The organism is Promicromonospora sp. AC04, from assembly GCF_003058225.1.
GTDB lineage: Bacteria > Actinomycetota > Actinomycetes > Actinomycetales > Cellulomonadaceae > Promicromonospora.
In genome coordinates this window covers 1,215,214-1,238,878 of the sequence record NZ_QBUG01000001.1, presented here as the reverse complement: position 1 = coordinate 1,238,878, position 23,665 = coordinate 1,215,214, and the positions used below count along the sequence as shown (strand labels likewise).

General features: G+C 67.2%; 26 protein-coding genes. 17 read left to right on the top strand and 9 right to left on the bottom strand.

Annotated elements, in window-relative coordinates; all coding sequences use genetic code 11:
- Window positions 1-177: 177 nt before the first annotated feature.
- The 6 genes from C8K30_RS05335 to C8K30_RS30915 form a co-directional block, all read right to left on the bottom strand.
- Entirely contained in the window at window positions 178-3,531 is a 3,354-nt protein-coding gene (locus tag C8K30_RS05335; protein ID WP_199230339.1) for a hypothetical protein, read from the bottom strand.
- Window positions 3,528-5,789, bottom strand: coding sequence for a hypothetical protein (locus C8K30_RS05330; protein ID WP_199230338.1), 2,262 nt, complete (start codon window positions 5,787-5,789; stop codon window positions 3,528-3,530). The genes C8K30_RS05335 and C8K30_RS05330 overlap by 4 nt, the downstream gene beginning before the upstream one ends.
- Before the next feature lie 55 nt (window positions 5,790-5,844).
- A complete protein-coding gene (locus C8K30_RS05325) occupies window positions 5,845-6,741 on the bottom strand; it encodes a hypothetical protein (RefSeq protein ID WP_108491771.1) in 897 nt (298 codons plus the stop codon).
- A 122-nt stretch (window positions 6,742-6,863) separates the two neighbouring features.
- Window positions 6,864-9,242 (bottom strand): DNA topoisomerase, encoded by a 2,379-nt coding sequence (locus C8K30_RS05320; RefSeq protein WP_108491770.1) that lies wholly within the window; start codon window positions 9,240-9,242, stop codon window positions 6,864-6,866.
- A gap of 693 nt (window positions 9,243-9,935) precedes the next feature.
- The gene (locus tag C8K30_RS05315; protein ID WP_108491769.1) at window positions 9,936-10,976 is read right to left on the bottom strand and encodes an Abi family protein; all 1,041 of its coding nucleotides are present in this window, start codon (window positions 10,974-10,976) and stop codon (window positions 9,936-9,938) included.
- Window positions 10,977-11,303: 327 nt separating this feature from the next.
- A complete protein-coding gene (locus tag C8K30_RS30915; RefSeq protein ID WP_199230337.1) occupies window positions 11,304-11,447 on the bottom strand; it encodes a hypothetical protein in 144 nt (47 codons plus the stop codon).
- 420 nt (window positions 11,448-11,867) lie between these two features.
- Here C8K30_RS30915 and C8K30_RS05310 point away from each other — a divergent pair, with 420 nt between their 5' ends.
- Window positions 11,868-12,455 carry a hypothetical protein gene (locus tag C8K30_RS05310; protein WP_146197347.1) on the top strand — a complete coding sequence of 196 codons (588 nt, stop codon included), beginning with the start codon at window positions 11,868-11,870 and terminating at the stop codon, window positions 12,453-12,455.
- Window positions 12,456-12,480: 25 nt separating this feature from the next.
- Here C8K30_RS05310 and C8K30_RS05305 read toward each other — a convergent pair whose 3' ends face one another.
- Complete coding sequence (locus tag C8K30_RS05305) at window positions 12,481-13,593, bottom strand: hypothetical protein (RefSeq protein ID WP_108491767.1); 1,113 nt, start codon at window positions 13,591-13,593, stop codon at window positions 12,481-12,483.
- Window positions 13,590-13,952 (bottom strand): hypothetical protein, encoded by a 363-nt coding sequence (locus C8K30_RS05300; protein ID WP_199230336.1) that lies wholly within the window; start codon window positions 13,950-13,952, stop codon window positions 13,590-13,592. Before C8K30_RS05300 ends, C8K30_RS05305 begins: the two co-directional genes overlap by 4 nt.
- Window positions 13,953-14,467: 515 nt before the next feature.
- Here C8K30_RS05300 and C8K30_RS05295 point away from each other — a divergent pair.
- The 5 genes from C8K30_RS05295 (at window position 14,468) to C8K30_RS05275 (ending at window position 16,503) form a co-directional block, all read left to right on the top strand.
- Entirely contained in the window at window positions 14,468-14,881 is a 414-nt protein-coding gene (locus C8K30_RS05295; protein ID WP_108491766.1) for a hypothetical protein, read from the top strand.
- Window positions 14,878-15,333: a hypothetical protein gene (locus C8K30_RS05290; RefSeq protein WP_108491765.1), complete on the top strand. Its 456-nt coding sequence runs from the start codon at window positions 14,878-14,880 to the stop codon at window positions 15,331-15,333. The genes C8K30_RS05295 and C8K30_RS05290 overlap by 4 nt, the downstream gene beginning before the upstream one ends.
- Window positions 15,330-15,620, top strand: a complete 291-nt coding sequence (locus C8K30_RS05285) for a hypothetical protein (RefSeq protein ID WP_146197346.1) — start codon at window positions 15,330-15,332, stop codon at window positions 15,618-15,620. The genes C8K30_RS05290 and C8K30_RS05285 overlap by 4 nt, the downstream gene beginning before the upstream one ends.
- Window positions 15,617-15,853: a hypothetical protein gene (locus C8K30_RS05280; protein WP_108491763.1), complete on the top strand. Its 237-nt coding sequence runs from the start codon at window positions 15,617-15,619 to the stop codon at window positions 15,851-15,853. The genes C8K30_RS05285 and C8K30_RS05280 overlap by 4 nt, the downstream gene beginning before the upstream one ends.
- A 269-nt stretch (window positions 15,854-16,122) precedes the next feature.
- The gene (locus C8K30_RS05275) at window positions 16,123-16,503 is read left to right on the top strand and encodes a hypothetical protein (RefSeq protein ID WP_108491762.1); all 381 of its coding nucleotides are present in this window, start codon (window positions 16,123-16,125) and stop codon (window positions 16,501-16,503) included.
- A gap of 87 nt (window positions 16,504-16,590) precedes the next feature.
- On the opposite strand, the gene C8K30_RS05270 is transcribed toward C8K30_RS05275, so the two are convergent.
- A complete protein-coding gene (locus tag C8K30_RS05270; protein WP_108491761.1) occupies window positions 16,591-17,166 on the bottom strand; it encodes a DUF5998 family protein in 576 nt (191 codons plus the stop codon).
- Between the two features lie 460 nt (window positions 17,167-17,626).
- Here C8K30_RS05270 and C8K30_RS05265 point away from each other — a divergent pair, with 460 nt between their 5' ends.
- The 11 genes from C8K30_RS05265 (at window position 17,627) to C8K30_RS05215 (ending at window position 23,584) form a co-directional block, all read left to right on the top strand.
- Window positions 17,627-17,815, top strand: coding sequence for a hypothetical protein (locus C8K30_RS05265; RefSeq protein ID WP_108491760.1), 189 nt, complete (start codon window positions 17,627-17,629; stop codon window positions 17,813-17,815).
- 224 nt (window positions 17,816-18,039) lie between these two features.
- Complete coding sequence (locus C8K30_RS05260; protein WP_108491759.1) at window positions 18,040-18,348, top strand: hypothetical protein; 309 nt, start codon at window positions 18,040-18,042, stop codon at window positions 18,346-18,348.
- A 305-nt stretch (window positions 18,349-18,653) separates the two neighbouring features.
- Window positions 18,654-19,331: a hypothetical protein gene (locus C8K30_RS05255; RefSeq protein ID WP_108491758.1), complete on the top strand. Its 678-nt coding sequence runs from the start codon at window positions 18,654-18,656 to the stop codon at window positions 19,329-19,331.
- 288 nt (window positions 19,332-19,619) lie between these two features.
- Complete coding sequence (locus tag C8K30_RS05250) at window positions 19,620-20,105, top strand: single-stranded DNA-binding protein (RefSeq protein ID WP_108491757.1); 486 nt, start codon at window positions 19,620-19,622, stop codon at window positions 20,103-20,105.
- Window positions 20,106-20,356: 251 nt separating this feature from the next.
- Entirely contained in the window at window positions 20,357-20,578 is a 222-nt protein-coding gene (locus C8K30_RS05245; RefSeq protein WP_108491756.1) for a hypothetical protein, read from the top strand.
- 6 nt (window positions 20,579-20,584) lie between these two features.
- Window positions 20,585-21,019, top strand: coding sequence for a hypothetical protein (locus C8K30_RS05240; RefSeq protein WP_108491755.1), 435 nt, complete (start codon window positions 20,585-20,587; stop codon window positions 21,017-21,019).
- A gap of 489 nt (window positions 21,020-21,508) precedes the next feature.
- Window positions 21,509-21,841: a hypothetical protein gene (locus C8K30_RS05235; RefSeq protein WP_108491754.1), complete on the top strand. Its 333-nt coding sequence runs from the start codon at window positions 21,509-21,511 to the stop codon at window positions 21,839-21,841.
- A gap of 25 nt (window positions 21,842-21,866) precedes the next feature.
- Complete coding sequence (locus tag C8K30_RS05230; protein WP_199230335.1) at window positions 21,867-22,253, top strand: hypothetical protein; 387 nt, start codon at window positions 21,867-21,869, stop codon at window positions 22,251-22,253.
- 7 nt (window positions 22,254-22,260) lie between these two features.
- Window positions 22,261-22,779 carry a hypothetical protein gene (locus tag C8K30_RS05225; protein ID WP_108491753.1) on the top strand — a complete coding sequence of 173 codons (519 nt, stop codon included), beginning with the start codon at window positions 22,261-22,263 and terminating at the stop codon, window positions 22,777-22,779.
- Window positions 22,780-22,940: 161 nt separating this feature from the next.
- Window positions 22,941-23,237: a hypothetical protein gene (locus C8K30_RS05220; RefSeq protein ID WP_108491752.1), complete on the top strand. Its 297-nt coding sequence runs from the start codon at window positions 22,941-22,943 to the stop codon at window positions 23,235-23,237.
- 32 nt (window positions 23,238-23,269) lie between these two features.
- Window positions 23,270-23,584: a hypothetical protein gene (locus tag C8K30_RS05215; protein WP_146197345.1), complete on the top strand. Its 315-nt coding sequence runs from the start codon at window positions 23,270-23,272 to the stop codon at window positions 23,582-23,584.
- Window positions 23,585-23,665: the final 81 nt, after the last annotated feature.

The window sequence follows — 23,665 nt, the reverse complement described above, 5'->3', positions numbered from 1 at the left end:
CTTCGGGAAGCTCGCAGCGATCCGCGGGCCTGGCCCCAGTGAACTGACGGCCGTGAGAGTCACATTCCCGCGGCCAGCCGCTCGGGCCATCCACATGCGCAAGCTGGTACGCGGTACGGCCGGCCCGAAGGTGGGCGTCAGCGTCGAGTGCCCTGGCGATCCTCCATGGTTGCTCTCTCAGCCCCTCGGTCGTTGCGTGCGTGAGGTCTTGGGCTTGGTTGGCTGGTGCCCTGCTGAGGGTGATCTCGGCGAAACTCGAGTCTCTGGCGTCGCCGGTGTCGGGGAGTCTGGTTGCGAGCGCGGTGCTGCAGCTCTCGGTCGAACCGTGTTCACGGTGCTCCCATCACGGGCTGTGCGAGCGCCGGTGACGCGTGGCGGGGACGTCGGCCGAGGCGTGCTCGGCTGGGCGGACGCCGGTGGACGTAGGGCACCTACTGGTCGCGGGCTACCCGAAGTCGGCCCGGGCGCGCGCGTCTTGCTGGTGGCCCCCGGGTTCGGCCCCTGCTCGCCGGAAGGCGAGTCCTGCGTGCGTCTCCTCGGGAGCCCTTGTGTACCTGGGGTAGGTGGTCGGCTCGCTGCGCGTGGGGCGTGCCTCGCTCCGCCGATGCCGAACTGCGTCGACGGCGTCGGCTCCGTGGTTCCCTTGCGGCTGGCCCTCGTCGGGGCCGTGGCGTTGGAGTTGTTCCGGCTCCGGTCCTGGCCAGTGGAGGACGTGGCTCCGGTGCTGCTGCCTGCGCGGCGGGCCGGAGCCTCGCGTTGACCTGAACGTTTGGCCGCGGCGCCATCACTGTGATCACCCGCGACGCGCCCTGTCGAGCTATATCCGAGGTTGGAGAGCCCACCTTGGTCGCTCACGCCTTGCGCGGTCTCCTTGGCCGCACGGGAGCTGCCTGCCGGGCCGTTGGCCAGCTGCAGGCGACCGGAATGGCGGTCTGCACCATCGTCCCGACCGGATGCTGCCGGGGCATCTGCTGGCCCGCTGCCACCGGGCGGCACGCCACCATCACCGCCGGGACCAGACCAGGCGCCGTCTTCGGGCGGGGGATCGGTCGGCCCACCCGGCCCATCCAAGGCTTCCGGACCACGTTGTAGGGCCAGCGTCCGCTGCCCTTCGGGAAGGGCTCCCGCAGCAGCGGGGGTCCGGCCGGTGGGGGTGGCGCCCGGGCCCTTGCCCGGTCCTGCGCCGGCTGGTGGTGTCGGCTTGCTTGTCCCGGTACCGAACCCGGAGGCAAGCTTGTGGCCTGCGGCCATACCTGCGCCCGCACCGATGCCGCTGGCCAGCGCCGGCAACATTCCGGCCCGGTCCGGCTTCGGCGCCGTGTTCGTGTCCAGGAACTTGTCGACGAGCTTGGTGACGACCTCGTCCACTGCCTGGAGCACCGACTTGCGTACCCGCAGCAGGGCGAAGGTGACGCCCACGATCACCAGCGTCGAGACGAGCGTGAGGATCACGACGACGATCCCGCCGAGGGCCGGGCTGCCCAGCAGCCCCTGGGGGTCCATGAAGCTCGACACCGGGCCGGCCATGATGTCCGGGACCGAGATGAGGAACTCGGAGACGAACTGGTAGAGGAACAGGGTGACGACGACCTCAAGGATCAGCGCTGCGGAGTAGACGATCACCTTGCTGATCGCCTGGAGTGCGCCGAGCGTCGCGAAGGGGACCGCCGCGACGAGGCTGAAGGTCCGCTTGATCGCGCTGGTCAGCATGCCGATCGCGTACCAGAAGCCCAGCAGGACGATGCAGCCAAGGACTGCGGCCGCGTTGCTCCAGTACATGAACTTCGCCGGCCCGGTCCCGACCTGACTGACGGCCATGTGGTTCTCCCGGGTGAACCCGCTGGTGGCGTTGTTCGAGGAGTACATCGTCAGGGAGTCGGTGCCGAAGCCGGTGTTGAGGTAGTTGTACGCCGACAAGGGGGACAGGTTGCACGGGGCGGGTGCCTCCTGCTGGACCACGGTGAAGCCGCAGCCGCGCGTGGTGGTCGTCGTGGTGAAGGTCTTCGTGGTGCCTCCGGGGTTGTCCGAGGACAGTCCTTTCATGCCGCCGGTGGCGATCACCGGGTGCTGCGTGGGGTCCTCGTCCTCGCCGAAGTCGTCCGGGTCACCGTAGGCGTCCGTGACGAACCAGTCCTTCTTGACGTCGGCGTCCAGGTCCAGCTGGGTGATCGAGCTCTTGATCCCCGACTCGAAGTCGGACGCGGTGACCTCGGTGCTCGTGATGTACCTGTTGATCATCCCGAAGGTCGCGAACACCGCGCGGAAGTCGTCCGATGCGGAGTCGTCGACCGTGACCGTACCTTCGCGCCACGCCGTCTCGGCGTCGTCGGTCTTCGTCCCGATGTCGATGCCGTCGAACGTCGACCCGTGCGACTGCGCGTTGATCGCCAGCGAGCTGGTGCGCACCGACATCATCGACTCCGGCCGTGCCTGCTCCCCGTCCCAGGAGATCGATGCCTGGCGGGGGATACCGAGGCGGTCGTTCATCATCCACGCGTCGAAGTCGACATAGGTGCTCAGCACCACCCGGGTGGGGCCGGCGTGCTGGCCGAGCATCGAGTCGTCGAACCGTTCCAGCACCGAGGTGTACATCGAACCGATCAGCGGCAGCCCCACGCCGATGAAGATGACACGGACCAGGAGCTTCTTGATCGCCGCACCCCGGTCCATCTTCTTGAACAGGACCAGTCCGATGATCAGGAATCCGACGAACAACGGCACCAGGGCCTGCCAGGCAATGTCCTGGAGCAAGCCGTACCAGCTTGCGATCCAGTGCTGCAGGCCGCCCAGGGCGTCGCCTCCGCTCTCGCCTCCGGTCATCCCGTCCGCCAGGTCCTGCTGGTGTGCTCCGCTACTGCCGCCTCCGTCGCCGGTGGCGCCGGCGACTGCCTGGTAGAACCACAGGAACGGGTTGATGAGCTTGAGGACCTGGATGACGACGTAGAACACCGTGCCGACGGCTAACGCCAGGGCGTAGAGGATCCAGATGGTCGACCCGCCGATCGCGCTCATGATCTGGCCGCCGATGCCCGAGGACATGGTGTCCAGGCCGAGGTCAGCGTTCGCCGCACCGAAGTGGGCGTAGTCGAGCATGCCCGCGTACGTGTCCGTGCCCGCGGTTCCTGCGTCGGCAGCCTTGAGGGTGTCGTACCTGACGGTCTGCGAGGATCCCGATACCTCGGCGAAGAACCAGCCGACGATGTTGCCGACGCTGAAGTCCGGGTCGGCGTAGCCGAGCATGGAGCCACCCGTGGCCGGGTTGCTCGTGACCTGGTGCCACTGTGGGCCCATCACCCCGCTCGTCTCGGGCGAGTTCTGCTCGCTGAAGTAGGTGGCCGCGTTCGAGGCCAGCTGGTAGAGGCTGTAGTTGTCGCGCTCCTCGTCCTCGGCCGCGTACGCCGACCCGGAGAACGTGACCAGGAGCAGCGGCGCGAGCAGCAGCGCTACAAGCCCGCCGCCGAGCACTCGTGCCGTCCGCGCGATGGCACGGCTCCACCGGGGCCGGCTGTCTTCCACGTTCGTGGTGCTCATGGGCCGACCAGCTTTCGTGGCTTCCGATCGGGCTTCTGCGTACCGTCTGCAGCTCGGGTCAGGGTCTTGTCCGTGCGGTCACCGGGAAGGGTTTTGCGTTCGTGCGTTCTGCCCGCGTCGGGCTGCCGGACGCTGGTGAGGTTCGCGCCGGCGACCGGCCGGTTCGTCATGACCGCTTCGATCCGTGCTGCCTGTGTGGCCTTCTGTGCTTCGAGACGGCCGCGCCGGCGCTGGGCTTCTCGGTAGGGGTTGATCCCCAGCGCGAGGTCGAGGTGGAAGACGACGTTGGACACGTCCCGGCGCAGGTAGGTGAGGTTCTCCCCCTTCGTCGTGATGAGGCGGGCGAGGTCCGGTGGGATCTGCTGGTGCAGCTGGTTCTGGTAGGTGGCCACGGTCCGCTCGCGCATCGGACCGAAGAGCGTGTAGTCCGCAGCATCGAAGGCACTGAAGTCCGAGTCGGCGAGCATCTTGTCCACGTCGTTGTAGCTGTAGACCACCCGGCCGCCCCTCTCGTGCAGATGCTCGAGCTGGTCCTTGAGGTACTTCTTCACCCGATCGTCGATGTGTTCGGTGCCGTGGACGATCACCGTGTCGCCCAGGCCCAGGGTGCCGACGGCGAAGCCGACGATGTTGACCAGCTGTGCCATAGCTACTCCCTTGCCGCGGCGCATGAGCCGTGAGAAGTCGTAGACGACGCGTCGGGAGTCGCGCACACCGTCGACCGTGGCGGCGGTGTGGTTGTTGAACAGGTCGCCGTTCGTGCTGAGCATCGCGGCAGCGAGGCCCTTGAGGACGTTGTAGGCGCGCAGCTGGTCCGGGTCCGTCTTCGCGGAGTTCAGCAGCGTCTTGTGCGCGGTGTCCAGGTAGGCGACGAACATCTGCAGGCGCGGCACCTGCGTGTGTGGAAGATTCACCACGCGCAGGCGGTGCCGCTGTTCCTGGGCGTTGTGCTTCCACATGCCCTGCTCGACGTAGAACGCGGTGGCGGTGTCCTCCAGGACGCTGCGGATGATGGAACCGATCGCACCATCGGAGGTTTCGTACAGCTGCTCGAACATCAGCTTGAGCTTCTCCATCTGCGCGGAGAAGATCGTCAGCTCGTCGTCCTGGTCTCCGAACATCTCGAACATGTTCACGTCGCCCTGGTTCAGGTCGACGCGGGAGGTCAGCTCTTCGAACCGCGGGCCGAGCGTGTCCAGGTCCGTCCCGTCCAGGACGAGGTGGACGACATGAGCGTTGTTCAGCAGCGCCGACTGGCTGATCTTCGAGCACCACAGGTTGGAGATCCGCTGCCGGTCGAGGAAGTCGCTGAGCGTCGCGTCGGCGACGACCACGTGGTGGTCGTAAGCGTTGACGTCCATGAGCACCGCCGAGTTGTTCACGTCACCGACCATGTAGCCGACGTACTCGCCGTCCTTGTCGTTGAGCCCGTTGGTCACCAGCGAGTACGAGCCGGCCAGCTCGGTCGAGGTGAAGTGGAAGCCACGGCCACGCTTCTTCTCGTTGGTCCGGAACAGGCCTGAGAGCTCCTGCCGCTGCTCGCCCGCATACGGTGCGGCCTTGAGTGTCCCGAACCGGTCGATGTACAGCCGCGTCACCCGGTCGATCGAGTCGTCCAGCGTCTCCAGATCGGGTGCCTTGAGCAGGAGCCGGCTGTGCACGGAGAGGTAGCTCGCCCCGTCCTGGATCTCGCTGATCGTGACCTCGAGATCGGAGGAGATCTTCTCCGCCTTGCGGCGCGAGGAGGTGCTGCCGGTCTCGGCCTGTTCGTTCGCGTCCAGCAGGTCGAGCTTCTCGGACTGCTTCGTGAACGAGTCGACCCACTTGTCGCTCATCCGTGCCACCTGCTCGAGCACGATGGCCGTCACCCGGTCGTCGAGACCGTCCGGGATCCGATCGATCCCCCAGAAGGCCGCGAAGCGGTCGTGCGCCGCGTCGTCGTGGAAGTAGGCCAGCACGCAGGCGACCGATCCATCGACCTCGAAGTAGTCGGACCGGAAGAGGTACTTCTCCTTCGGCTTGAGCGCGAGCAGGTGCGGGTAGGCATCGAACGATCCCTGCAGGCTGCGCGTCTCTTGGCGGCGCTGCCACCAGCTCTTCGTCGGTTCGGACGCCCCGTCGCGCTCGGCTGCTTCTGCCCGTCGCGGCGCGGACTCGCCCGCGGGCAGGTTCTGGGAGGCAACGTCGGCGGCCGCGGGTGTGCTCGCCGTGCCCTGTCCCTTGCCCGGGATACCCAGCTGCCGCCGGAGCCTGGTCATCAGCGCCATGGTGTCCTTCGTCCGTCGTCGGTGGTGTGCTCTCGTCCCGGATCCGTCAGCCCAGGCCTCGGGATGTCGTCGGTGCGATGTCGACGCCCTGGTAGAAGAGCCGCAGCATCGGCTCGGTCTCTTCGCGGTTGAGGAGCATGGCCTCCTTGATCATCAGAGCCGACCCCTCGATCTCGGCCTGCAGGACCGTGTGACCCCGGCGCAGCGCGTCCGCGCTCTTGCCCTTGAGCAGCAGGTACTGGTGGATCGAGGTGAACTTCCCGCCGACGTGCTGCGTGAGGATGTCGTACTGCTCGTCCTGCAGCTCGACCAGATCGGGATGGCGAACCTGGAGCGCATGGTTGCGCCGCTCGAGGTTCGCCACCTGGTGGTAGATCCGCTGGGGCTCCTTGGTCGTGATGAACGACCACTCGCAGGACGTGTCGACCTTGCGCCAGAAGGCATCGACCCGGTCGAGGATCCTGACTCGGTCCTCGTCGAACAGGAGGTAGCTGGCCGAACCGACGACCAGGTAGACCTGTCCCTCGCTGCCGTCCACGAAGTGGATCCGGCCGTCCTGGTCGATCCCGTGGATGCCGACGATCGAGTAGAAACCCGAAGGGTCCGAGCCTCGACGCGTCAAGACGTGACGGGCCCTGGCCGGCAGGTAGGACAGAAGAGCCGGGACCGTCGTCACCCGCAGCTCGTTGGTCTTCGTCAGCGCCCCGAAGTAGACGATCGTCAGCAGTCCCCAGATGACGAACAGCGTGATGAAGACCGGCCCCGAGCTCGCGACGAACGTCGAGGTCGTCACCCACAGCAGCACGAGCGCGCCGCCGCCGAAGAAGAACAGCTGCTTGATCGGTGACGGTCGGGCCGCCCAGCCGCCCTTGCTCAGGGTGATCTCGTGGTCGAGGAAGCTCCGGTTGAGGCTGCTGGGCACCTTGTACGACGTCTTCGCCATGCGACTCTCCTTCGTCCTTCAGTGCTCTGACCGATAGTGCGGCGTTCTGGGCTGGCCTCGATCGGTGTGCTCGCCGCCCGGCTGGGGATCGTCGGCGCCGCGGATCGGCGCCGTCCGTGTTCTCACCCGAAGCTGGGCACGATCTTCTTCTTGCCGCTTTCCTCCTGCCACGAGATCTCGGCGTCGAAGGTCTTGCCGGCTCTGGAGATGAAGCCCTTGACGAAGATCCGCTCGCCGTCGGCGAGCTTCTTCTTCTCGCTGTCGGTGAACGTGTGTCGGCACCACGAGCGTGGTGGCGCGTCGCCGGAGCCGAAGTCGGGAACGATCTTCTTCGTGCCCTCGTCCCAGCGGACCGTGCAGCCGAAGGTGTTGCCGGTCTTCGAACTGACGAAGTCGTCGATCGCGAGCGCCTTCCCTGCGAGCAGCGCCGTGACCTCGCCCGGCGTGAAGGCCCGGCCAGACCACGTTGTCGGTGCGTCGGGGACCTCGAGCTGGAACCCGACGAAGTCGCGACCCTTGTACGTCTGCCGTGCCAGTGCACCGGTCGCGGTGTAGGTCCTGCCCGCCCTGGTCTGCGCGACAAACGAGATCGTCTCGCCCCGCAGGAGCCGGGTGACCTCGTCGTCGCTGAACTCGTGACCGGACCAGGTCGTCTTGAACGTGGTCCTTGCCGGCCCGTCCGGTGCCTTCTGCCAGACACCCACCGCATGTGCGGAGAGTGGCGTCTCCTTGAGCCCGAGGCGGGTGCGCATGGCCGCGGCGTTGCGGCGCATCGTGGCGATGTCCTCGCGTACCCAGTCGGCAACGTCCCGGAGGCAATCCTCGGCCGTGGTCTTTCCTTCGGCGATCTCGCGCATGTCCTGGTAGACCTTCTCGGTGAGGCCGAGGTCTCCGATCCGGGTGCCGGGCAGCAGCTGCCAGCTCAGCTCGCCAGCACGCGCGAGTGTCACCCTCTTGCCCTTCTCGGTGAGTAGCGGGTACTTCGCGAGGTCGTTGGTGACTTCCGAGTAGGTCGACGTCCGCGTCGCGCCCGTGCCGACGTCGCGCTTCTCGAGCTGCTTCATCAGCCACTTCATGCTGGGGTGCTCCGGCCGCTTGTTCGCACCCTCGAAGACGAACGGGTCTGCGACGCGGCCCAGCCCCATGTCGGCCTCGTCGTCCTCGCCGTCGACAGTGCGGTCGCCTGTGTCCGGGTCGAACACAGCCTTCCAGCCCAAGCTCTTGGGGACGTTGGAGATCCCGACGAAAGCCGGGTAGTCCCGCACGTGGCCCTTTTGCTGTTCGTAGAGGTAGTCCTCGGCGAGCATGGCCAGATAGTTCTTCGCGAGCGTCTCGTAGATGAGCCGCCCCGCCGCGCCGTAGCGGTGCTCGACCTCGTCCAGCGAGCCCGGCACCTTCGGCCCCGGCCGGTTGGCGCCGTGCGCACCCTTCGGCTTCACGTGCGTCGACCGCGGCCGGCGATGCGTCAGCAGCGCCGGGTCCACGTTCACGACGGCGGCGATCGTGTCGACCAGGGGTGCGAGCTGGTCGAACTGCTCGGGCGTGATCGTCTTGTCCTCCGTGCGCGGGTAGGAGACGACCTGGTCCTCGTACATCTTCTGGTACGTCGACAGCGTGAGCTTCGCCTTCACGCCCTGGCCGACCAGCACCGAGGACAGGGACGCCAGGTCGAGCAGTCTCGGGGGAGCGGTCCTCTTGTCGGCCGTCCCGTCCAGCACGACCGGCGAGGTCATGTACCGGGCCTGGACCTGATCTGACCGGTCGCACCGCGGCTCTTCCGGGTCGGTGTACACCACGCCGTTCTCGTCGCGGAACCGATTCTGGAAGAACGGCTTGCGCACGTAGTCGTTGTACGCCGCGAGCTGGTCGCCGACGAGCTTGACCATCGCCGACTTGAGCCGGCCCTGGCGCAGCACGAGATCCTGCCCGGACATGCGCGCCATGTTCGTCGCGACCCGGGTGAACTGCATGGACAACAGGTCGAACTGAGCTCGGTAGCGAGCCTTCCGGTACTCGTCGAAGTCGAGCAGCGACGCGATCGGCTTGCGTGCGACGAACGCCTTCTGCACAGATGCCGGTGTCTCGTCGGTGAAATACATCCGTGACCAGGCTCTGGGCCTTAGGCCCAGCTCGAGGAACGTGTTGACCGCGATCATCCCGCCCTCACCGGTCGGGTCGACATCCGTGGCCACCACGATCTCGTCGCATCCGGCCAGGGTCCGCTTCACCTCCTGAGCGACCTGCTTCGTGCCCTTGATGATCTCGAGCCGCCAGTCGAGGTCGTCCGGATCCCACGGCAGGTTCACCAGATCCCACTTCTCGTACCTCTCGGCGAGCGCGGGTGTGCCCACCATCCGGTGCGGACTGGTGAACTCGTAGAGGTGACCGCGGGCGTGCGCGATGACGAACTGCTGGCCCTTGTACGTGCCGCTCGTGCCACCCAGAGCCTGGGCGAAGTGTCGTGCCGCACTCGGCTTCTCGGTCAGGATCCCGATCGTCATCCGCTTGCCTCTCGTCGACGACGCATACACCACTACTACCCTATGAGATACGCATATGACAATGGCCTATGGATAGGAGGCAGGGGCGCCAGGGCTGCTTCGACCATCCGTTGCCTGTCTGCTGGGGTGATGTCGGTACCGCACCTGATCGTCTTGTCCACGAGCGGCGCCCGTTGACCGTGGATCACGACTTCTTCCGCTCGCCGCAGGACTACGGTGGCGTGCTCGCAGACCTGCAGGTCGCCCGCTGGCCGCCTGGTGATGACGGTCTGCGGGACCTGGCCAGCGCCTGCGCGTCGTTGATTGCGGACATCGAGCGGACATCGACAGGTGGGACGGTGCGACCGGTGGGCAGGGCGTCGTCGACGCCGTCCGGGGCGACGTCAGCACCGCGCAGGTGCGCCGGAACCTGGCTGTGCGGTGAGCGTCAGCTCGGAGGGCGACGTCGCGGCGCTGCTGGCGCCCTCAGGTGAGCGGCACGTGCGTGTGGAGCTTCGCGCATTCGTCAAGGTGACACAACGGTGCGCTCGGTCGACACGAGCGTGTGCTGGACTGAGAGCACGGTGGGGCGTGGCACGAGCGGTACGTGGTGCCGCCGGAGAAGAGAGCGCGGTGGTACATGCTCTCCCAGCTGCACGACGACCTGCGAGAGGATTGGCTCGCCCTATCTTGACCGGCGCCTGTTCTTCGCGGCTACGTCCGCGGTTGGGTGATGTGTCGCGTCCAGAAGTCGTCGTCAGCCCATCTCTCGGGAACGCCCATCCCGGCGAGATTCATGCGCGGGCGTGCGCTGACCAGATCGCTGAGCCGCTGCGCCCAGCCGCTGTGGGGCGAGATGGAGTCCAGGACGGACTGCAGAGACACCAGCACCGGATACAGGCGCTTCCTCGACCGTTCGGGTAGGGCGTCCTTGCCCGACAGCCACGAGACGGTAGAGGAGCTGGGTATCGCCGGGTAGACACCCAGGCCGACGTTCCACAGTCGTCCATGGTGCGCGCAGATGTTTCGCACGCGGACGTAGGTGCCCAACCACGACTCCAGCACGGGTGCCGTCAGGCCGAGGCTGGAGGCGATCGCAGTCCTGTCCGATCGCTGCTTCAGATTGCGGTACATGCTGGTGAGCTGCCCGATGGTCAGGGTTTCGACCATGAGCCAGGACGGTGGCAGCTCCGGCGAGCCGTACGTCGTCAGATAGTGCTCAAGAGCCGAGCGGTGGACCAGCGCTTCGTCCGTCGACGTGGGCAGCTCCCCGCCCGGGTCGGCCGGTTGGCCCACTGCTTCTGGTGCCGCGCTGAGTCGATTCGCTGAGGTGTCTCTCACGATCTTCAGGAGACCCGCGTGTTTGCTTCGGTCACGGAAGTGGTCGGCCGTGATGTACCAATGCGGGTCGTCGTGCGTCGTGGACATGTGGTCGGTGATCGCAGCACGTGTGGCCACCTCGACGCGCTCCAGCGCGTCCATCACCAGTAGGCGCAGCGTGCGGTCGAACACGTAAAGGTCCAGCACATCGTCGAAGGACGTGCCGTTGCGGAAGGTGTGGCTGGAGCGCCTCTGCTGGAACGGGATCGTGTACGGCGAGAGTCGGTAGTAGCCGATGTTGCGCAGGTACCTGGCGGCTCTGGCGTCGTCGGGGATCTGCAGGCCACGTTCGGCAAGCCGGCCCACGAGTTCGTCGAGTGACAGCGCCGGCTTGTCGTAGCGAAGAGTGCCGCGAGGCCGCGGCGGGCGGGGCATCGATGCGCCTCCTGACCCGTGGCAGAGAAAATCCCCCAAGTGCGCATCGTGGAGAGGCGAGGGGGATGTAGTAAGCGCGAGACTAGCAGGAAGAGGCCGATGAGCTCTACTGTGCCGACGAGCCCCGCACCGTGAAAGCCTGCTTAGCGCCCGCGGGCCGATCGTGCGCACCGAAGGATCGCGCGGAGACGGAGTAGCACCCCTCTGACCCCAAGCCGAGCCCACATCGTGTTCGTCAGGGTGACGACGTCCTCAAGCTGGATGTAGCCTGCCCGGCCGACGATGCGGTGCTGGTAGGTCCAACACCGCCTAAACCGAGTGCTGGGCTCAGAGGTTATCGCTCTCGAGAAGCACCTCAGCGAGTTCGCGGGATTTGGCTACGAGCACCCGATCCAAGCTCGGACGTTCCGGCCAGTAGCCAGCGACCTGGAAGAACAACGCATCGGCGAGCTTCTCAGCGGACGTGGTCATAGATAGATCGTAAGGCTCCGAACTGGGCACCGCTGGCGTAATCGGCACCTCTCGACGACTGTATGACGGCGCCAGGCGGATACTCCACGCCGTTACGGTTCACCCCACAAAATAGTTGATCGCCCCCAGCGCGGTTTGGCAGACTCAACAGATGAATCCGCCGGCATCACAGCCACCTGACAGCGCCCGATGTCTCGAGATCATTGAGTCGATCGTTGCGCAGTGGCGGGCGGACCGCTCCGCGTCAACCGTCGCCAGTGCGAGCGGCTATTTCGCACCCGTTCTGTTCTCGACGGTGGCTCATTTGGTCACACTCGCGGACGGGCTTCTAGTGCTCTGGCGGTCGTCCACCGACGACGAAACGCGCCGCATCGCCGCCATGCCGATTATTCGTCAGATGCTCGAGTCGGGATGCAGGCGATGTGGCTCGAACTGTTCCGCGACGACGTCGAGTCATTCGTCCGAGAAGGTGCAAGGCAGCGCTTCAATGCGCTGAACCAGGCGGTGAGTGTCGGCGCGATGTCAGGTGAAAACGAAACGGTCAAGGATTCGGCGAAGTTTCTGGATCGGCTCCATGCGGATTTCGACGTAAAACACTTCCAGCGCGTCTGCGAGAGTCTCGTCGGAGGTGAGACAACGTATCTCCACTACCGCATTGCGTCGAACTATGTGCATCCGAGCCTTTATCAGGCGGATCTTTATCTTGCAGAGGCGGACAGCGCGAGCGGCATCGAGTTCGTCACGAACGCGAGGTTGTCCTCCGCGGACGCATGGCTTGGCATGGCCACGTCGTTCCTAGTGAGCGGCTGTCTTGCATGGGAGAGAGTGGACCGTGAACGCCTCCATAGCGTGTTGCTCAAGGGGTATGCCCGAGAGCTGGGGATCAGCCCGCGACGGCCGGAGATGACGAACGAGGGGTTTCTTGCCTCGAGCAAGGCTGATCGGGCGCGCCGAGAGCGTGCCAGGCAGCGGAGGAAGTCTGATCGGGGAGACATCGGGGACCGCTAGATCAGCGACTTCTTCTTCGGCGAGATCACCTCATGGGCCGTCCAGCCCTTTCGCGCTCGAGCTGCGCCTGCTTCCTGGTCGCATCGCGCACCTTGTCGCGGACGAACAGCGCGTCCTTGTGCGTGATCGGTGCGTCCCGGATGTCGTGCGAGCCCCGCAGAAAGTTCTCGGTCCGATCGGCGATGGAGTACGCCACAGCCTGCTCGATCACGTCGTTGGTCTCACGAACTCTCCCGAGCTCGTCGAGCAACCTGTGCAGCAGCCTGTCACGTTCGTGCTCGGCGGCCTCGAGCTCCTCGAGCCGTGCTGCGACGCTACCCAGCAGCGGGTCCCCGGAGCGGAACAGCTCGGCCGCGCGCGCTGTGGCTGCGTCCGCGTCGATGCGTACGTCGAGCTGCGCCATTAAGAACGCGGTCACCAGCGTGCCCTGACTCAGCCTCTGGCTGAAGTCGCGAGCTGCTGTGTCGCTCACACCCAGCTCACGGACGGCGGCCGAGCGCAGATGTTCGCGCAGCACGGCGACGATGGCGTCGGGCAGTGACCTGATGTGCGGTTGACTCTTGACCCCCGAGATCCGGAACCCCGACTGGGGGAGCGCCGCGGTGCCCTCTGCGCCACCTGAGCCGCCCTTCGCCGACACCGCACTCTGCACCGCTTCCTGGTGGTCGGTCAGCCGGAGCGAGGCCGGTGTCTCGGCACCGGCCGCAGGCTCACGCTTCTCCTGTGGCAAGGCGCTGCCGGCAACATCGGCGCGCGTGTCTACCGGCTCCTCGCGCGCGGGACCCGCGACGACTGTGGAGCCCCCGGTCGGTTCGACAGGGACCCTCTCGCTGGGTGCGCCTGCCGCCGCGCCACCGGTCCCATCAGAGCGCTCCCTCCGGTTGGACCCGGCGGGGCGCTCAGGCTCCCGCGGGCTGGGTCCCTGGTCCGGCCTGAGTGGATCGGCGTGGTCCGCGCCGGCGTGGTCCCCGGGCTCGTCGAGCCGGGTGTCGGGCGTGGCCCGTGACGCCTGGGCCTGGACCCGGTGCAGCTCAGTGCTCCCGCCGCGCCGGTAGGCCTCGAGGAACGGCATGTCGACATCCAGTGCCTCGTCGGTGGATGCCGTCGTCTCCAGCATCTCCGCGAAGTCCTTGCTCATGACAGCTCGCCGTCCTCGTCGTCGAGCAGGTAGTTGTCGCCGCGGGTGAGTCCGATCAGCGAGTCGAGCCCCTGGGTGACGACACGCTCGAGGTTCGCCTGGTTCGTCGAGAGCGCCTTGACCTGGTCGACGAGCTCGTTGAGCCGTGCGATCTCCAACGTCGGCAGGTCGTAGTCCAGGTTCTCCCGCCGGACCTGCTCGGCCAGCGCCTCAGCGGCGTACTCGTTCACTGATGCGAAGCCGCGCTTGTCGGCCCAGTACTTTGCCCGCTGCTTGTCATCGCTCGACACCCGGATGAACATGCCAGCGCGCTTGTCGACCGGCTGCCCTGCGTGATCCGGCTTCTGCGTGGTTGTCATGACCGGTCTCTCCTCATCCTGGGCGGCCTCGAGACGGGCGCTGGGCCGTTGCGCGGCGGCCACTGCTCCAGCCTATGACAAAGGTGTATCACATAGAAGGCGGCTGGGTGGAGAGGCCAGCGTGGACGGCGATCTACGTGAGTGCACGCCGAGCGGGGCTCGTCCACGTGAGCAGACTCGGGATCCGTTCGGGTCGGTGTGGGATCAACGGAGTTGATCCGGAGAGGTCCCTGACACGTCATGTCGACATCTCGACATGCGACGTGGGAGCTCGAACAGATGCCGGCTCAGATAGTCGGCGACCTGCAGATCTCCGGTGCTCCGACCTGCCGCACTCGGTCAAAACGATCGACGGCGGCCAGGTCAACTGCCGCTCGACCTCGCCGATGGCCTGCGTTCCGGGGCCGAGCGGGAACGAACGAGCGAGCCTTCGCCGCCTGACGCCTCAGGCAAGCAATGCCGCCACGCCCCAGTTTGCAGACCCGGACGTGACGGCACCACCGAAGGAGATTCTAGTGCTACGCAAGAAGGAACGATGGTCCCCCGTGCTGGTCCAGTACGCCGCCATGGCGATCGCGCTGCTGGGTGCCGCGGCCGCCGGGCACGTCCTGACAGTGACCCTCACGCCCGAGCCCGAACCGATCACCCACTTCATCGCGACGAACACGCCGCCGTGCGTGGCCGACCTCATCGAGTCCGGACGCGACGAGCGAGCCCACCGTGATACGGCCGACCAGCATGACGCGCTGGCCGGCGAGCGGGCATCCGAGCGGTACGACGCCGAGCGGACCCGCGACGAAGACACGATCGCTGAGGCGGCACGTCGCCTCGACGCCGAGCTGGAGCTCGTCCAGCAGGCCGAGCTCGACACCGCCGAAGCGGTTGCCGCCTTCGAGACGGCAGCAGAGCAGTGCGAGGCGGACCGATGATCGCCGAGCACATCGACCGCAGGCAGTGCAAGAACTGCGGCAACTGGTTCTGGACCGGCGACGAGCACACCTGCCCGAAGCCTGGTGAGGTCGCCGCGGCCTACCTCCCGCCGGCCGTCCTCGACCCCGCGAGCATCCCCGACCCGGACCGTCCCCATGTGGCCGGTTTGACCTGGTTCGCACCGTTGGAGTCACGACCCATACCGCTCGGGCCGGGTGCGGGCGCCCCCGCGCTGCACCCGGCACTGCACCTCGCGGCGGACCGCTACTGGTCCGGTGCCGGATACGGCCTCGCCGTCGGCCGGGCTCGGATCGCCATGGACAGCACCGCCATCGAGTACGCACTGTCCGCCTCGCTCGAGCGGTCACCGCATCTCGCCGCCGCCCTGGCCGAGACCGCCAGCGTGTGGAACCACGCCCTCCGACGCCATGCAGAGGAGTTCGCATCGTGAAGAGAGCAACCTTGCTCAGGACACGCCTGCCCCAGTTCCACGGGATGGCGGCGCTGTACCAGCTCGACCCTCCGCTGCAGGGGCACGCGCACGTCGTGGTCTCCGCCCTGCAGGCACCTCAGCACGACCGTGTGTCGGGCGGGACCACCATGCACGCCGAGACCTACGTCTTCGGCTCCGATGCTGACGGGTCGGTGACCGCCGCGACCGAGCTGCCGGGCTCCACGGCCGGCACGCTCGACCACCGCACGGCGCTGCTCGGCGCCGGTTACGAGGTGGCTTCATGAGCGCCCGGAAGAGCCAGGGCACCTACCGGCCGTCGCGTGTCCCGACCCCGGAAGAGCAGGCCCAGTACGAAGCGATGCGCGAGACGACGCGGGCTGCGATGCGCCGCGTCGAGACCATCAACTCGGCCCTCGCCGACCTGTACGACGTTGCGGAGGACAACGTGGACCGCGGCCTGGGTGACGAGGCGCTGCGAGCTGCTGTGAACGCGGTCCAAGAGGCGCGCAACGGCTAGCTGCGCACGCTCGCGGCCCTGACGCAGAGGCCCGCCCTACGAAAAAAGAAGGAACCCCGGTGATGCGCACGGCATCACCGGGGTTCCTCTGCGACGCGGCCGTGGCGCCGGCCGAGCGTTCGCGCCCATAAGCCGCCAGATCGCAGCCGAGCGCGTCCCACAACGACAGCCCACGACCGGGAGCGCAAGCCAGGCACCGGCCTGACCTTGACAGGCCGCCTCAGGCGACGGCGTCACCCCAAGCCCTGCCACCCCCCCCAGGAGTAGTCATGACCAGCACGCAGACCATCAGCACGACTGACGCACAGCACGCCGTCAGCGCACCGATCCGACCCGAAGATGCGCTCACCAGACACGAACCCGTCCCTTCCGTCACCTCGGCCTCCAGGTGGCTCTCGCCGGCGCTCGCCCCAGTTGCGCGGGCGAGCGTCCCGACTCGACCGGGCGCCGCACCGGTGGGCCTGGTCGACCCTCGGCAGGAGTGGTGCGACCTGTGCTCCTACGACGAGACGTCCGAGCCGGGTGTGCCTCGAGAGATCGTCGACCACTCGTTCGAGAACGACCCCGCCTGGGACGATGCCTGGGGCAGGGGCCCGCAGTACGAGATCTGGCATCTTACCTGTGGCCACACCGTCGCCATTCTGTGCTGAGCCCACTACACCGGATGCCAACGGTTGCGGGCGACGCAGCCCCTCATGTACTGCGACGTCTCGCCCCGGACGGTGTCGTGGCTCGGCCTAGGCCGTCGACGTGGCGCGGGACAACGTCCGGGCGAAGTCGACGGCGGCGCGAACGGCGTCCTTGCCCTCCGCCGAGACCCGGATCATGGCCCGGTCAGGCGTGACCCTCCCGGTCAGCCCATGGTCAGCGGTGCATTCAGGGTTGATGCAGGTCGCGGGCTCAAGCTCGACGGCGGCGCCCGCGCTCCACCCGACCGCCACGGTGACCTCGTCCGCAGGCGTGGGACCCGTGTACTTCTCGGGGGAGACGACCACGTGTGACACCCCCACCGACCGGATGCGGCGCAACAGCACCGCTTCGGTGCTCGCCGTCGCCGAGTTACCGTGCTCGTCGAGCTCACCGGCGTGCTCGTCGACATGCGCGAAGACGAGACGGGTTGGTGTCATCACCAATGCCGTGAGGTGACGGAAGACCTCGGCCTCCTCGTCGAGCTCCGTCTCAGCCTGCACCAGGTGTGCCACGACGGACTCGCCTGCCAGCGTCACGTCAAGCACACCCGCGACGAGCTCTGGGTAGTAGCCGACATGGTGCAGGCGGCTGATCAGTCCGTCGCGGCCGTCGTCCTGGGTCATACCCCGCATCTTCTCACCGCCCCCAAGGGCGGCACCCCGTTAGCAGAGAAACGGTTCTGGGCCGGCGACCGTGCCCCACGGTGTCCTGCCCGCTGACGCATCACGCCCGAGAGGTCGCAGACCTGCGGCTGCTCCCAGCTCGTCTCGGCACACGGCCGGGAGCGGGACATCTGACGCAGCACGGCTGCGTCCGGGGCCGCTCATGACGAACATCCCCGGCACGCATGCCGACCATCGCAGCACCCGCTGAAGTCCCCGATCCGCTACCTGCGTGGCAGCGAGCACGTCTGGCGAGACCTGCCATCCCCGAACCCGCCCCGCGTGCCTTGCCAAACACGGCGCACGCGGGGTGCCGGACTACAGCGACAGGCCACCCACACCGACCGAAGGAGCAATCCATGGGCACGACCTGCACTCGGAACCGCGGCGAGCACAGCAGCTCCACGACGCTGCAGGAGGCATGGTGACCACCCGCGACCCCGCCCGGTTCTGGAACAACGACCACACGCAGCACGTGTACGTCGCCACGGAGCACACCGACGGCTCGATCATCGTCGCGACAGACACCACCGACGAGGACGTCGTCCTGGGCCTGGATGTCGCCGAGCGACTGGCAAGAGACCTGGTCGCCCGCATTCGGTTCGCGTAGACGGAGCTCTATCTCTCGGCTGTTCCTGTGGGTCTGATCGACGAAGTCGATCCGGATGAGCTCTTGCAGGACAACGCGGCCTCGGCCGCCGGGACGGCCCGTGCGACCAGCAACCGGAAGCACCTCGCCGCACCTGCCACACGCTCTCGCGTCCAGCGAAGCGGGGGTGGCCCGGGGCGGGCCCACCACATCCACCACGACAGGTCCGAGAGAGGCGAAGATCCATGACTGCGATCACCGAGAAGGACGGCGTGACCGTCGACTTCGGCAACATCGAGCTGTCCGGCTCACTCCGGCACGACAGGGAGTACCAGACGCTGGTGCTCATGACCGACGAGGGCCCCGAGCGGCTCTCGGTGGATCTCCTGAGCTACGGCTTCATTCCTGCGCCCGGAAACGTGTTCATCAAGGACTGGTCCGAGCACCAGGGCCTGACCGCTCGGCTCGAAGCTGCTGGGTTCGTCAAGCGCGTGCGCTCGGTGGTCGTCGGGCTGTTCCTCTCGACCGCCTACGAGGTCGAGGTGACCCTGTGACAGACCCGAGCGCGCTCTTGATCGAGTGCCTCGAGGAGATCCAGCAGCCTGGACAGCCGAGTACCCGGTTGACGTGCCGGCGGGCAGCACGCACAAAGAAACCGATCGCGTACCCGCGTTTGACCGGCGAACGCCCCTTGGCCGGCACGGACCCGGCCGGCGACGACCAGCTGACTGATGGCGCTACCCGCGCGCGGCGGGCCATCTGGTCCAAGGGCTGCCAGCCGAGCAACCTCCTGACCGGCGGGCCGACATGGCGCCCGGGTCGGGACCCGAAATGCCGCTACCCAGACAGGACAGAACCAATGAGCCACATGCAGAAGATCGGTACGGCCATCTGGGCTGTGCCTGGCGAGTACACCGGGCCGGTCCGTACCCACCGTGAGGACGGCCTCATGGTGCACACCCTGCACACCGGTGAGACGTTCCGCGGTGGCAGGTCCACGGGACTGCCCGGCGCGGCGATCCAGAGGCGTGCCATGTCTCTCGCCGACGTCACCGGGGTGGCGATCGATATGTCCCGTGGTCTTTTCTTCAACCCCGTGGAGGCAGCGAGCTCGCGCGTCTGGTTCGTCCGCCCGGACAAGGGCGCCGCGACGTGGCAGCACGTCCCGTCCGGCAAGGGCTGGCTGGTCACCGTCAGCGACTACGTCCCGACGCTCGGCTACCAGCACACACGCACCAACCTGCGCACCTGGCCCGCCGTGCTCGCCTTCATCAGCGAGCACTTCCCCCGGCCGACGCAGACCGTCACAGATGACGAGGTGCTCGCCGCCGTGAACGACGCGTTCCTCGCCGGAGACGGTGAGGCCACGGTCGCCACGGGCGCCGGCGCTCTCATCCAGGCCGGCATCACGGCGCTGGATGGTCAGTGGTACGGCCGCGAGCAGAACGACTACGGGCAGTCCAACACGTACCTGTTCGCCGGCCAGCGTCAGGCACGCGAGTGGCTCGACGCCATCGAACCGAGCACGGCGGTCTGACCGGTGTCGACCGGCGTGCGGACAGGGACCGTCGGATGCAACCACTGCGCTGGTGCTCGGCTTGTGCAGTGAGCGGTTCTGGGATCGACGAAGTCGATCCGGAAGGGCGATTGCATGCAGGAACGCTAGATCAGCAGACGCTGATGCGGCTCGTCACGACGATCGTCGTCTGCTCAGCGGAGCTGACCGGACGGTGGTTCGACAGGCAACCCGAACAGCTCAACCAACCCATCGCGCGCGGATCGACGACATCGACCGCGCGCTCTCGCGTACCCGAGGAGCATCAACATGTCGAACCCCCGCAACAACGGAACCGTCGTCGGACGCCTCGCGAATGACCCGAAGGTCTTCGAGAACAAGGACGGCTCCAAGAAGGTCCTCTTCACGGTCTTCGCCGACCGCAACTACACGAACGCGCAGAACGAGCGCCAGTCCGACGGCATCCCCGTCGAGGCTTTCGTCCGCTCGCAGACCCAGGGCCTGGGCCCCTACTCGAACATCCACAAGGGAGACCTGGTCGCCGTCGGCTACACACTGCGGATGGACCGCTACTCGAAGAACGGCGAGCAGATCTTCGACCTCAAGGTGACCGCAGAGGACATCACCTTCCTCGAGCCGCGCTCGGTCACCCAGGCGCGCCTGGCCGAGCGCGTCGTCACCGCGGAGGCGGAGAACCAGGCCATCCGGCGCGAGCCCGCCCTCGCCGTAGCGCCGGCCGCCCAGCCGGCGGCCGCCAGCGCCGTCCAGGACGAGCAGCTCCCCTTCGGGGCATAGAAGCCCGCGAGACAGCCCGCCACGAGCGACGACCGTCGCCTGGATGGAAGCACCTCCCGGGCCCGGTCCAGGCCGCGTTGCACAACTGATTACCGACAACTGAATACCGCGTCGAAACCGATCCCCGTCCGAGAAGCCTTGCGCTCCTCGGACGGGGATCTCTCTTCTCCCCAAGTCCGTACCAACGGCCACGAAGCCTCGTGCGCGCAGACCCAGCCCGGCCGCGAGGCGATTTCCCGAGAGGACCCTTCATGAGCAAGCAGTCTGAGCTGCAGGAACACATGGCAGCCACCATCGCCGAGGCGATCGAAACCACCCTCGATCCCACGACCGAGCCCATGGCTGACGACATCGCTCGGTCGCTCATCCAGCACTTCGGGCTGAGGGCGGCAGAACTCTCCCCGGAGGACGCGGAGCAACCGGGCGATCAGCCCGCCGGGCACCACCGGGCCATGGTGATCGGATGGTGGTGAGTAGCCGTGGCCGAGCGTGAGTGGGTCCAGGACCGCGAGCTCGAGGCGGCTGTCGCGTTCCTCGGCGGGGCGGTTGCCGGGCTGCCCGACGCGCGCTCCGGCGAGCCGATCGGCCAGTGGGGTATCGGTGGTAACGCTGCAGGGTGGTTCCAGAACGAGATCTTCGCCATCAGGGACTACTGCTGGTGCGACGGCGGGATCCACGCTGAGACCGTGGACTGGCGGGACAACGACCCCAGCACGCAGATGCCGCCGTCTGGTGGCACCTCCTCCGGCTGTCCGATGAACTTCGAGCACTTCGCGTCTGGCATCCGGGGGACCTGGTACAAGCACCTCGGCCGTGACATGCGGTTCTCGCGCAAGGCTCTTCCAGGCGAAGCGCTCGACATCCTGCTCGGGTGCCTGGTGTCGATCGGCTACCAGCGCAAGCACACGTGGTGATCGTCCACCGGGAGTCGTCACCGGTCGGCCGGCCCTGACCAAGACTTCCGCACGGAGCGGTTCGATCCCGCAGCGCACCGACCGATCCTCGGTGCGCGCCAGTGGCCAACCGTGCGGACCGACCACGGAACAGGTTCGATTCCTGAGCGTCACGGACGATCACCGTGGCGCGCTCCTGGAGATCTCCGTGGCACCGGTTTCCAACAGCACCCCGTTGCGCCCCTGCCCACGGCGGCAGTCGCGACGGGGTGCGTCTTTCTCCGGCACCCGGATCTTCTCAGGGGCGAGAGGCGTGGATCAGCGGAGCTGATCCGGACCTGGAGCTGAAGGACATCTTCACGCTCTCCAGGAGGCCATCATGCCCAGCTTCACCTGCCCGAACGACGGCGTCCCGATGGAGTCGAGCGCCTCGGGCGTCCGCTCTCGCAAGGACGTCTCCCACACGTGCCCCGAATGCGGTTACAGCGAGACCCGCTGAGACGCGGCGGGATGCGCACCACGACCAGCGGGGACGAGGTGGACACCCTCACCCCCGCCTTCCGTGAGTGGTTCCAGGACCCCGCCCCGGGTTTCCTCGACCTCGTCTACCGCTCGACCGGGCGGCACAGGCTCCTGGGCGGCAAGAGCGCCCGCCTGCTGCGCGCCGGCGACCTGGTGGCCGTGCGTGACCTGCATCCGGACCGGGATGAACGTCCGGGGATGGCTGCGGTCATCGGAACACACATCTCGCCAGTGGGCATCGCGTTCGTCTCGACCGCGGAGCACGGGCTGTTCCCGACCCCCGGCTCGCGCCTGGTGCTGGTGCACCGCGCGGTCGCCTGACCTACAACAAGGAGCTCTGACCACCATGGCTTTCCTCGAACGCATCGGCTTCGTCGAGACCGTCGACCAGGAGCAGGCGCGGCTCGCCGCGGCCCCGGCCGGCTCGATCAACTACTGCCTGTCCACGCTGCCGGTCACGATCTCGGGCTGGCCCCAGGACCTGCTCATCGAGCTGCCCTGGATCGAGCCGCGCACCGATCGCCGGTACCGGGTTGTGGTCGTACCCATCGAGTACCGGCGTGACGCGCTGCCCGACGGCGTCGACCAGGAGCCCCTGCCACGGCGGCGCCACCCTGGTTCCTGGACCTGTGCTGTCGTGTCGTCCGACCACCCGAGCTACCCGGTCGGCGGCCAACGGATCGTCGTCTCCGGCGCGGAGCTCGCGCGCGGCAAGCGGATCGAACTGCGCTGAGCCCCCGATGGACACCACCTACATCGCCCACAGGTATTACGTCCTCGAGCCACACGCGCACTGTGCCACTCAGGACAACGGCTCCATCCCGATCGAGACGATCGCCGAACGTGTCTACGGCAAGCCCTACAGCTCGCTGCGAGGCTGCCAGCGAGATCAGGAGTCGTTGCCCAACGACAGCGTGAAGCTCTACGAGCTGGAGTCCGACGACCACTACGAACAGGCGCTGCACGACTTCGACCGGACCGAGGTCTACCTCGGATACGACCGTCTTCGACAGGAGAGTGTCACGAGGACCGGGATGACACAGCTCGACTACTGGCTGAGCATCTCCGTCAGCACCGACCCCACGAAGGTCACCGTCCAGGCAGACGCGCCGGAGACCACCGACCTGGCGGGCGCCGTCTTCCCGGACCGGTTCGACGCCGACCTCGCCTTCACACCGTCGCTGGAGGGCATCCTGGCCGACCTCATCCGCCGGGGCGAGCTGCCCCGGGGCAGGTACATCTTCCGGCACTGGTGGTGACCTCCGGACGGAGTATGAACCCCCAGGTGATCGAACCGACGCGATCCAGTCATGAGGATCTCGCTCTCTGGAGGGGTGCTCACCCGTGAGCTGACCCGGCTCGAGCAGACCTCTGGGATACAGGGGCCGTCGCGGCTCGACCAATACCAAGGAGCACAGACATGACCGCGGACCAGCAGGACGCCGATGCCGCGTCCGTCGAAGATGTCGCCACGACCTTCAGGCTCGCCGTGATGGCCGAGCGCCATCCCGCCTTGCGTCGAGCAGAAGCCCGAGCACGCCTGCGTCTCGCCGCCGCCATCCAGGCGATGGACGAGGCCGGGAGCGTCCCGGGCAGGCACGACCTGGGCGAGCAAGCAGCCGTCGAGCTCGCCTCACAACGCTACTCGCGGGCACTCGCCGATCTTGTCCGCGGCGAGACCGGCCCAACAGCGACGCCCGAAGCGGCAGTCGTCTGAAGCACACGAGGAAGGACTCCACCATGTCGAGCGTGAGCACCCCCCTTGGTGACCTGCAGATCGGCGATCGCGTCGTCGTCAAGCGCAACCTCGACCACCCTGCGCACATGAAGCAGGTGCCGGCCGACCCCCGCGACGGCGGCACGAAGTGGGTCCGGGACGAGAACATCGACGAGTCCGTCGCCGTCAGCACGATCGTCGAGCGTCGTCACCATCCATCGGTCACCGGGCGGTGGCTGGCTCGCCCGGCCAGGACCCTCGTCAGACTCCGCAGCGGCCTCTGGTACGACCTGGCCACCGGGCTCCAGGAAGGTAGCGGGGCCACACGCATCGAGCGCAGGAGCTGAGTTAACGCGCTCGCACCGCAGACCCCACCGGCAGAGCCTGCGCTCTCCCGGTGGGGTCTGTTTTCGTTGTGATCAGCGCAG